This window comes from Roseofilum sp. (assembly GCF_982964205.1).
Genome location: NZ_CEZBFX010000157.1, coordinates 1 through 9705, shown reverse-complemented (window position 1 = coordinate 9705; position 9705 = coordinate 1). Strand labels below are relative to the sequence as shown.

Below are 9705 nucleotides of genomic sequence, written 5' to 3'. Positions count from 1 at the left end.
GTACCGCAAAGCCGTCCTAAAAGGACGGGGTTTTCAACCCATTTTTCTGATAAAGAAATGGTAGATGCACCCCGATCCAGCCCCTGGAGGTTAGCCTCCGGGGCTTTTTTTGGTTCATTGGCTGCAATTTAGGCATTGCTATCTGTCATTGGCACTACATCCGGCAACGGGCGATCGAAGCCATAAAGCCAAACCAAGCCCAAAACCCCCAAAGAAATCGCTCCTAAACTCACCAACTGGGCAATTCTAAACTCTGCCAACATTAAGCTATCGGTACGCAATCCTTCAATCCAGACCCGACCTAAGCTATAGGCAATCATATACACCATAAATATCGTACCCAGTTTCAGGGGCGGTTTACGGTTTAAGCTATAAAAAAATAATCCCAGAAGTAGAGCAAAAACCAGCAGATTCCAGAGGGATTCATAGAGAAATGTGGGATGGAAATAGTCAAATTCGATATATTCCGGGGGACGACGATCGACGGGAATATATAACTTCCAGGGTAAATCCGTCGGTTTACCAAAGGCTTCTGAATTAAAAAAGTTACCCCAGCGACCGATCGCCTGTCCCAGAATTAGAGACGGAGCGACTAAGTCCGTTAACATCCAAAACGAAATCCGGTTCAGTCGTGCAAAAATTAATACAGCTAACAGTCCTCCTAAAATCGCTCCATGAATGGCGATTCCCCCTTTCCAAATAGCGAAAATCTCCCCTGGACGGTCAGCATAGTTGGGCCATTGGAATAACACATAGTACAGTCTCGCCGCAGGAATTGCCCCCAGGACTAACCAAATCGCTACATCTGAGATCGCATCTGGATGCACACCACGACGTTGAGCCAAATACTGGGACAAGGTTACTCCCAACAATACTGCCGAAGCAATTAACAAGCCATACCAACGGATCGCCAAATTACCAATTTGGAAAATAATCGGGCCAGGAGAGGCAAATTCAAAGGCTAAGGGCAAAATAGAACTATTCCACCCAATCTCAAGACCAATCATCAATGTCTCTTTCCCCGAAAGCATCTAATATCAATTCTCCAGTTATATCATCTCCTGTTCTAGACGCTCCCTTACTCGGTCAATCCTTAGAGTCTCTCACCACTTGGGTTCAAGACCACGGGCAACCAGCCTATCGAGGCCGCCAATTACACCAGTGGCTTTATCAGAAAGGGGCGCGATCACTGCCAGAAATTACGGTATTTCCCCAAGCTTGGCGACAGGAAATGGCTCAGGTTAATATCGGTCGTTCTACGCTCCATTATCGGGCGATCGCCCCCGATGGCACGATTAAATATCTCCTGCAACTCCAAGACGGAGAAATTATTGAGACCGTCGGTATTCCTACTGCTAAACGGCTCACCGTCTGTGTTTCCTCCCAAGTTGGATGTGCCATGGGTTGCGATTTCTGTGCTACGGGTAAAGGGGGATTTGTGCGCCATCTGCAACCCCACGAAATTGTCGATCAAGTTTTAACGGTGCAAAATGACTTTGGGCGGCGCGTCAGTCATATTGTCTTTATGGGAATGGGTGAACCCCTACTCAACTTGGATTCTGTCTTAAAATCGCTCCACTGTTTAAATAAAGATGTGGGGATTAGCCAACGACAAATGACTGTTTCTACGGTCGGTATTGCCAAACGGATTCGCCAATTCGCCAAAGCTCAACTGCAAATTACCCTCGCCGTCAGTCTCCACGCCTCAAATCAAGGGCTCAGAGAAAAATTAATTCCCAGCGCTCTGCGATATTCGCTGCCCCAATTAATGGATGAATGTCGGGAATACGTTAAGCTTACTGGCCGGCGGATTACGTTTGAATATATTTTATTGGGAGCCGTGAACGATCTGCCCCAACATGCTGTGGAATTGGCCCACCTCCTACGGGGATTTCAAAATCATGTTAATTTAATTCCTTACAATCCCATTAGTGAAGTTGATTATCAGCGTCCCAATAGCCAGCGCATTGAGCAATTTCAGGAGATTTTGACGAAGCACCATATTGCAGTGAGTGTGCGCTATTCGCGGGGTTTAGAGGCGGATGCTGCTTGTGGGCAATTGAGGGCTTCTCGCGCTTAAGAATACTATGTCCTTCATTGCTGCGCTAAAGCACAATAATGAAGGACATAGTTGCTGAAAACAATCGCTTCTAAATTCGTGAAGGAGGGAGAATGATGCAAACTTATGCTTTAGGAAATACGGAGATTGAGATTACACCCATTATTATGGGGACTTGGCAAGCGGATAAAGGCATGTGGGCGGGTACGGATGAGGAGGAGCTGATTGAAGGGCTGAGAGCGGGTTTCGAGGCGGGTATAACGACGGTGGATACGGCATCCGAGTATGGGAATGGAGATTCTGAGCGTCTGGTTGCCAGAGCGTTGCGGGAGGTGCGAGATCAGATGGTTTTTGCGACTAAGTTATGGGTAAGTGATTTTCGCTATGATGCGGCGATCGCCGCCTGCGAGCAGTCGTTAAAGAATTTACAAACGGATTATATTGATTTGTATCAATTGCATTGGCCCTCTGGCAGTTGGGGGAGCGACAGTGTACCGATCGCCGAAACGATGCAAGCCATGGTCGAGTTAAAGCAACAGGGCAAAATTCGGGCGATCGGGGTGTCTAATTTTTCTGTGGCGCAAATGGAAGAAGCACGGCAATATGGCCCCATTGACAGTTTACAACCTCCCTATTCCCTGTTTTGGCGCGCTATTGAAGGGGAAATTCAAAACTATTGTATTGAGCAGAATTGGTCAATTCTTGCCTATTCTCCCCTCTGCCAAGGATTACTCACGGGGAAATTCGGCCCGGATCATCAATTTCCTCCTGGCGATCATCGCGCAAAAAACAAGCTCTTTGTCAATCGGGAGCATTACCAACGGGCACAACGGGCACTGGAACAATTACGCCCTATCGCTGCTCAAAAAGCGTGTACTTTAGCACAACTGGCTCTAGCGTGGGTCATGGCTCAACCGCGCACCCATGCGATCGCTGGTTTTCGCAATGTCCAACAAGTGCAAGATAACGCGATCGCTGCAGAAATCCAGCTTTCTGAGGCAGAACTAGAGGAGATTGAGGCGATCGGCTCCACCGTTACAAATCACCTAGAATATGACCCTGTTCTCTGGGCTTTTTAATGCAATCTGTGGGCGATCGTCCCCCCTTGACATCTAAGCGAGATTCAGGCTCTTCCACTTCCTTACTATTGATTGATGGAGTCGGGTAAAACTCGGAATATTAGGCTAGTCTTTAATGTTTCTAATGTTTCCATTGACTATAGGGATGATTTGCTAAATAAGAATTAAAATAGCGGCGATCTTCGGAAACTTCTTCACCAACCCATTCGGGTAATTCAATGTCTTGATTGGCATCGGTGAGTTCAACTTCTGCCAGGATTAATCCTTGATTTTCTCCAGCGAATTCATCGATTTCCCAAACCATGCCGCTCCAGTTTAGGGTGTAGCGAATTTTGTCGATTTGGGGGCGATCGCACAAATACTCTAGCATTTCCTGGGCATCTTCTAAGGGAATCGGATATTCATATTCTAAGCGATGAATGCCAGAAGACCCAGAGGCTAAGGATTTCAGGGTTAAGTAGCCGCGATCGCCAGCAATCCGCACGCGAACGGTTTGATGATTTTCAGTGCGAATATAGCCTTGGCGATAGTGGGTGGCTTTGCCTAATCCGCGCCAACTTTCTCCGTTTACTAGAAATTTGCGTTCAATTTCAATCGCCATAATATTAAGGAGTTTAAGAAAAGGGGAAAATCAGATTTTCCCTATTGCCTATTGCTAGAGGGTCTTCCCCCTAACTTACCACAGAGCGCTATAATCTACGCTGTAGACTCTAGACCTTAAATAGAAGAGTGATTATGTTTAAAGACTGGACTTCTGATGATTGGATTAATCATATTGCGTTTATCGTGACGATCGCCATTTTGGTCTGGTCATTCCTCTAAACGGCTAGAAATTCCTGAATCACATCTTGACTGAGTTCTTCAGTTGGCCCGGATGCAACGATCCCCCCTTTTTGCATGGCGTAATACCAGTCAGCTTGACGGACAAAATGTAGATGCTGTTCAACCAGGAGTACAGAGATTCCTGTCGTTTCGATGATTTTACGCACGGCTGCTTCAATTTCGAGGATAATCGAGGGTTGAATGCCTTCAGTCGGTTCATCAAGAACCAGCAGTTGCGGACGACCCATGAGAGCGCGGGCGATCGCCAGTTGTTGTTGTTGTCCTCCACTCAAGTCCCCTCCCATGCGCCATAACATGCTCTCTAGGACGGGGAATAGCTCGTAAATATAGGGAGGGATCTCCTTCTTTTTCCCTGCACGTCCAGACTCCAAACCCAGGAGCAGATTTTCTTTGACGGTGACTCTGGGGATAATCTCCCGACCTTGGGGCACATAACCGATACCAAGTTTAGCACGGCGATCGGGGGACAGACCGACAATACTTTGCTTTTCTAGATAAATATCGCCACTGCGAGGTTTTAAAACCCCCATAATGGTCTTGAGCAAGGTCGTTTTCCCCACCCCATTACGACCAATTAAACAGACCATTTGGCCCGGTTTCACTCCTAAGTCCACATTCCGTAGAATATGACTTTCTCCATAATAAACATTCAATCCAGATACCTTTAAAATGGGTTGGGAGGATAGGTCTTGGTTCATGATTATAGTGCTTCAAGCTGGTAATGGGTAATGGAGAAACTGTCTAGATTGATCGCCTATGATGTGTGATGTCCTGCTTTACCGCGAATCTATTGACTTCGGATCGTCTGATTCTGATTGTCCCAGGTAGACTTCAATCACCCGTGGATCGTTTTGCACCTCTTCAATGGAGCCTTCACAAAGTACAGAACCTTGGTGTAGGACGGTGACTTTACGGGCAATTTGGCGGACGAATTCCATGTCATGCTCAATGACAATAATAGAATGACTTTCAGCTAAACTTAGCAATAAATCGCCGGTTTGTTCCGTTTCTTCATCGGTTAACCCGGCAACCGGTTCATCGACTAATAAAAGATCGGGAGATTGGGCGACTAACATGCCAATTTCTAAGCGTTGTTTTTCCCCATGGGATAAGAGAGCCGCTTGAATATCGCCCTTCAGGGAAAGTCCGGTAATCTCGAGCAGGTGATTCAGGCGCTGGCGATCGCTCTCTGGAGGACGACTCAAGAGCGTCGAAAATACGTTCTTATTAGGATTACAGCTTAGTTCCAGGTTTTCCCTTGGGGTAAGATTCAGATAAACCCGTGGGGTTTGAAACTTGCGACCAATGCCTAAACGGGCAATTTGATGTTCAGCTAAACGGCGAGTATTCAGACCTTTGAAATGAACTTGTCCGGTTGTGGGTTGAGTTTTGCCTGTAATCACATCTAGAAACGTAGTTTTTCCTGCCCCATTCGGACCAATAATCACCCGAAGTTCCCCTGGTTCCATACTAAAATTGAGTTGATTCAGCGCTCTAAAGCCATCAAAATCAACAGTTAAATTTTCAATCTCTAGAATAGCCTTGCTCATGATTTTTCTTCAAACTGCTCCCGCTCTCTTTGCACTTCCGGGTCTTGGTCTAAACTGGGATAAGTCACGACGGTTTTGTTGCCCAAACTTGCTTGTATCCAATTCCAGCCATCAGTTCTCAACCATCCCACAACCCCACTGGGCAATACCATCACCACAATTAAGAATAATGCTCCTTGGAAAAACAACCAAATTTCGGGAAATTGTTCGCTTAATCTACTGCGGGCAAAGTTAACCAGAAGCGCCCCTAAAATTGCACCGACTAAACTCGCTCTTCCTCCCACAGCAACCCAGATCACCATTTCAATTGAGAAAGCAATATCCATCGCTTTGGGAGAAATGATCCCGGTTTGTAGGGTGAACAATGCCCCAGCTAATCCAGCTAATCCAGCAGAAAGAGCAAATACGAGAACTTTGTAACCGGTCGGGTTATAACCGGAAAAACGCACTCGACTTTCATCATCGCGAATAGCAATTAAGAGGCGGCCAAAGCGACCGCTCGTCAGCCAACGGCACAGGGCATAAGTGAGGGCTAAAAACAGGATAGTAATTAGATAAAATCCCACTTGAGTTTTCGGGTCGTTGACGGTAAAGCCCAGGAGAGTTTTAAAGTCGGTGAGTCCATTGGTTCCATTAATCAGTTTTTGTTGACCATTGAAGAAGTTGAAGAATACAATGGTTGAGGCTTGGGTGAGGATGGAAAAGTAAACTCCGCGAATGCGATTTCGGAAGACTAAATACCCTAAAAACCCTCCTAATAATGCTGGAACCAAGATAACGGCTAAAGCAGCGATTTGAAAGGGGCCAAAGGGTTCCCAAAACCAGGGAAGTTCCGTGACTCCATAGAGGCTCATAAATTCAGGCAGTTGAATACTGGAGTCGGGAGGAATTTGTAGTTTCATATGCATGGCAATCGCATAACCTCCCAGGGCAAAAAATACACCATGCCCCAAACTCAACAGTCCGGTAAAGCCCCAAATGACATCGATACCAAGAGCAACAATAGCTAAAGCTAGAAATCGCCCCAATAGGTTTAAGCGAAAGGGGGACAGGATCAACGGCATGAGGATCATTAAGATTAGGGCAATGGCAATGACTAATCCTAATTCAATCCACAGGTTTTGGCGACGCTTTTTTTGTTGAGCAATTCGACCAACTTCTAAAGGACTTTTTAACATCTAAGGTGACTTCAGTTCGTCATATAAAACGGGTTTCATCTGTATGGGTTTTACCGCAGCATAGATGTTTAAAACTGTGTAGCTCGTTACGCCCAGTGCGCCCGTGTAATATCCTAGACTATCTTGTCCTTTCCAAAATGTAAACTTAAAACCTAGACGGGCTTTGCGATCTGAGGACAAGGGATTAAATACTAGAGCGATCGCTTCCTCTTGTCGACTATCAATAAGGTGAGCAAGGAGATCGTCAAGGACGCTATGGGCTAGTAAATCGGGGTAGAAGCGATCGCCGCTCATATAAGGCTGAAAATAGGGATCGTTGGGGTCAATTTTATCACCATTTAACTTGATTTGGCTTAAGCTAATTGTTTGGGTTTGCAGGTGGTAGCGATCGCCTTTTCCTAAATAACTGAGTCGAATACCATCAAGATTGAATTCGGGAATTTTGGGGTTATCATAGGCTTCTGATAAATCCATCACTAGCACTCCTTGATCGCCAATCACTTCGGCTTCATCATTTTGCACCACGAGAGCCGTATTTTCATCAATACCAAATCCTAGTTTATAACCAATAGTTTGCATAATGACGAGCGATCGCCCTAACCGTCCTCGGACTAAAAAATGCTGATCGACAAAAAAATCCGGGCCAATAAAGCCTAAACCTCGATTAATTTCTCTTCCCCAGTGAACCCCAAATTTCATCACATCTAAAATATCAGGAGGATGGCGAAACATGGTAGTACTCATGATCGCTGCTCCCGCACTGGTTCCCGCAACCACTCCTCCTTGACGATAAATCTCCCAAATGACATCGAGCATAGGGGTATGTCCACCCGATTCTGCATACAAAGCTTGGGTAATATAGGACTGATCTCCACCCGTGAAAAAGACCCCATTACATTCACGAACTTGAGCTAACAGTTGGGGATCATAAACAGCTTCTCGGTAATCTACATCACGATTTTTTACCGCTACCGGAATAGCGATCGCCTCTGCACCCTGTTGATTTAAAGCGTTAACTGTATAATTGGTCTTTTGAGGATTACGACTCGCTGTCGGAAAAACTGCAATTTTAGCTCCTTTTCCTCCGGATAATTCCACAATTCGCTTCCACACTTCGTGATTATTATACCGGAGTGCCCCTCCAATAATCACTAGCGATCCAGCCGATTTAGAGACTTCAGACATCAGTTTACTCAGTCAGCTAACAGTCATTTTCTCGAAATATATGAATAGAGACCCCATTTTACAGGAAAAGGGATGGATGACTCACATAGATTCCTATCTTTGAGGATAGAATGTGGCATTCTATCCTCTTTTTTTGCGAGATTAAGCTAACTGTCAATACGTCTGTGTCATTACCTCAGCCATCAAATATAATACTCCAATTACCAAGGCGAACCAATCATCGTAAAACCAGACCAATAATAGGGATGGGCTAAATGTCGCTCTGGCACATTTGCTAGTACTGGAGGCAGAGAAACATTTCCACCTCGAGTAGCCCGTAATTGTCCTGCTTCAATACGCACTTGACCCCTAAGCATAGCAAGCTGTGCTTCTCGGAGAGCATCGGATTTAAGTTGAGCATTCCTTAAGTAATCATAGAATTGGGTCATCAGGGCTAATGTTCCCTCATCAGACACATACCAAAGACTCGCTACAGCCGTTTTCACCCCCGCTTGTACGGCTAATCCGGCAAATCCTAACTCTGCGGATGGATCGCCAACTGCGGTACGACAGGCACTTAAGACCAACAGTTCAACTTGGGGATTATCCCATCCTAATGTTCTTAAATTATCTAAGGTCAGTTGTTCATTCCACAGTTGAATATAAGAATTTTTAGGAGATCCAGGCTTGAATTCAGCATGGGTTGCTAAATGCACGATCGCCGAGGGAGCAAACTGGCGTTGAGACATCAAGTTATTGAGAGTAAAGTCGTTATTTAAAAAGGATTTGCCTCTCCATAAATCCTTCGTGATCTTATCCAGTTCGATAGGAACTGCGGGTAAAGGCGCTTGTTGACTAAATTGAGAGGCTCCAAAGGCTAGAACTTCGGCATTTTCTAAGGATTGGTATCGGGTATCAGTGAGCAATAGCGAAGGAATTAATCCCAAATTATATTTCTCCACTAGAAACTGTTCGCCATCATGCAGAGCTGCCACAGGGAGCGATCTCAATCCCACATCCATACTGAAGACTAAAACATCTGCTCCAACTTCTTCTAACTGATCTTCTATGGGCGCAATTAACCATTGATAGAGTTTTTGTGCATAGGGTAGATAACTCGTGCTATTGCGTTTACGGGGATTAGTCAATTCACCTCTGAAGTTTTGGATCGCTTCGAGCAACTCTTCTCGTTTTGCCTCTGGAACACTGGTGTAGATTGAATCTCCTCTAGGAGTGACTAAGATTAAATCCAGTTGATCGGGTCGAGCGATCACATAAGAAATCACAGTGGTTTTGCCAGTCAGTTTCTCAATTTCAGCTAGACGCTCTTGGAATTTTTCGACAGATTGAACATTCTCATCAACTTCATATTCTTCTCCAGTATAAACAGATAATTCATCACTAAATAATCCATCAATGGATAATACCGCATCATTGAAATAGCCAGCATCTAGCTCAGTATGCACATTGGCTCGTGCCTCTCTCAAGCCTTCTAAGCGAGCAACCCGGTCAGCAGCAGGAGCATTTTGGCCGGGTTGACCAGCCTCCTGGCCTTCTTCTCCCTGAGCAGCAGGTTGTCGGGGGCCGGGTTGGTCTTCTGCGGGTTCAGGGCCAGCTTGGGGTTGCGATTGCTCTTGCGGATCTGGGTCTGGAGCAGGAGTGCGATCTCCTCCCGGACTATCGGAACCAGGTTCCCCCAAATCTCCTCCCGGATCCTCGCGACCCAAATCAACATTCTCCCCAAACTCTTGTAGAGCAGAATTAATAGGGGCATTCAAGTTACCATCTTGGGGAGGCTGTTCTCCTGTTGGAGGCTGTTCTCCTGTTGGAGG

General features: G+C 45.8%; 9 protein-coding genes. 2 read left to right on the top strand and 7 right to left on the bottom strand.

The genetic code is table 11. From position 1 onward, the window contains the following. Positions 1-128: 128 nt before the first annotated feature. Positions 129-1007: a prolipoprotein diacylglyceryl transferase gene (lgt, locus tag AC3A14_RS22890; RefSeq protein ID WP_318733118.1), complete on the bottom strand. Its 879-nt coding sequence runs from the start codon at positions 1005-1007 to the stop codon at positions 129-131. A 2-nt stretch (positions 1008-1009) separates the two neighbouring features. Here lgt and rlmN point away from each other — a divergent pair, with 2 nt between their 5' ends. Beyond that, positions 1010-2080, top strand: a complete 1071-nt coding sequence (gene rlmN / locus AC3A14_RS22885; protein ID WP_318733117.1) for a dual-specificity RNA methyltransferase RlmN — start codon at positions 1010-1012, stop codon at positions 2078-2080. 95 nt (positions 2081-2175) lie between these two features. Further along, positions 2176-3138, top strand: a complete 963-nt coding sequence (locus AC3A14_RS22880; protein ID WP_413039232.1) for an aldo/keto reductase — start codon at positions 2176-2178, stop codon at positions 3136-3138. Between the two features lie 121 nt (positions 3139-3259). Here the strand turns inward: AC3A14_RS22880 and AC3A14_RS22875 are convergent, their stop codons facing one another. The 6 genes from AC3A14_RS22875 to AC3A14_RS22850 form a co-directional block, all read right to left on the bottom strand. Beyond that, positions 3260-3739 (bottom strand): CYTH domain-containing protein, encoded by a 480-nt coding sequence (locus tag AC3A14_RS22875; RefSeq protein WP_318733115.1) that lies wholly within the window; start codon positions 3737-3739, stop codon positions 3260-3262. A gap of 217 nt (positions 3740-3956) precedes the next feature. Further along, the gene (urtE, locus tag AC3A14_RS22870; protein ID WP_318728757.1) at positions 3957-4679 is read right to left on the bottom strand and encodes an urea ABC transporter ATP-binding subunit UrtE; all 723 of its coding nucleotides are present in this window, start codon (positions 4677-4679) and stop codon (positions 3957-3959) included. A 78-nt stretch (positions 4680-4757) separates the two neighbouring features. After that, positions 4758-5531 (bottom strand): urea ABC transporter ATP-binding protein UrtD, encoded by a 774-nt coding sequence (urtD, locus tag AC3A14_RS22865; RefSeq protein WP_318702018.1) that lies wholly within the window; start codon positions 5529-5531, stop codon positions 4758-4760. Then, complete coding sequence (gene urtC, locus AC3A14_RS22860) at positions 5528-6709, bottom strand: urea ABC transporter permease subunit UrtC (protein ID WP_318733114.1); 1182 nt, start codon at positions 6707-6709, stop codon at positions 5528-5530. The genes urtD and urtC overlap by 4 nt, the downstream gene beginning before the upstream one ends. Continuing rightward, entirely contained in the window at positions 6710-7894 is a 1185-nt protein-coding gene (locus tag AC3A14_RS22855) for a cyanophycinase (RefSeq protein WP_318719746.1), read from the bottom strand. 200 nt (positions 7895-8094) lie between these two features. Beyond that, positions 8095-9705, bottom strand: a 1611-nt coding sequence (locus AC3A14_RS22850; RefSeq protein ID WP_487779181.1) for a CHAT domain-containing protein, incomplete at its 5' end; no start/stop codon positions are given.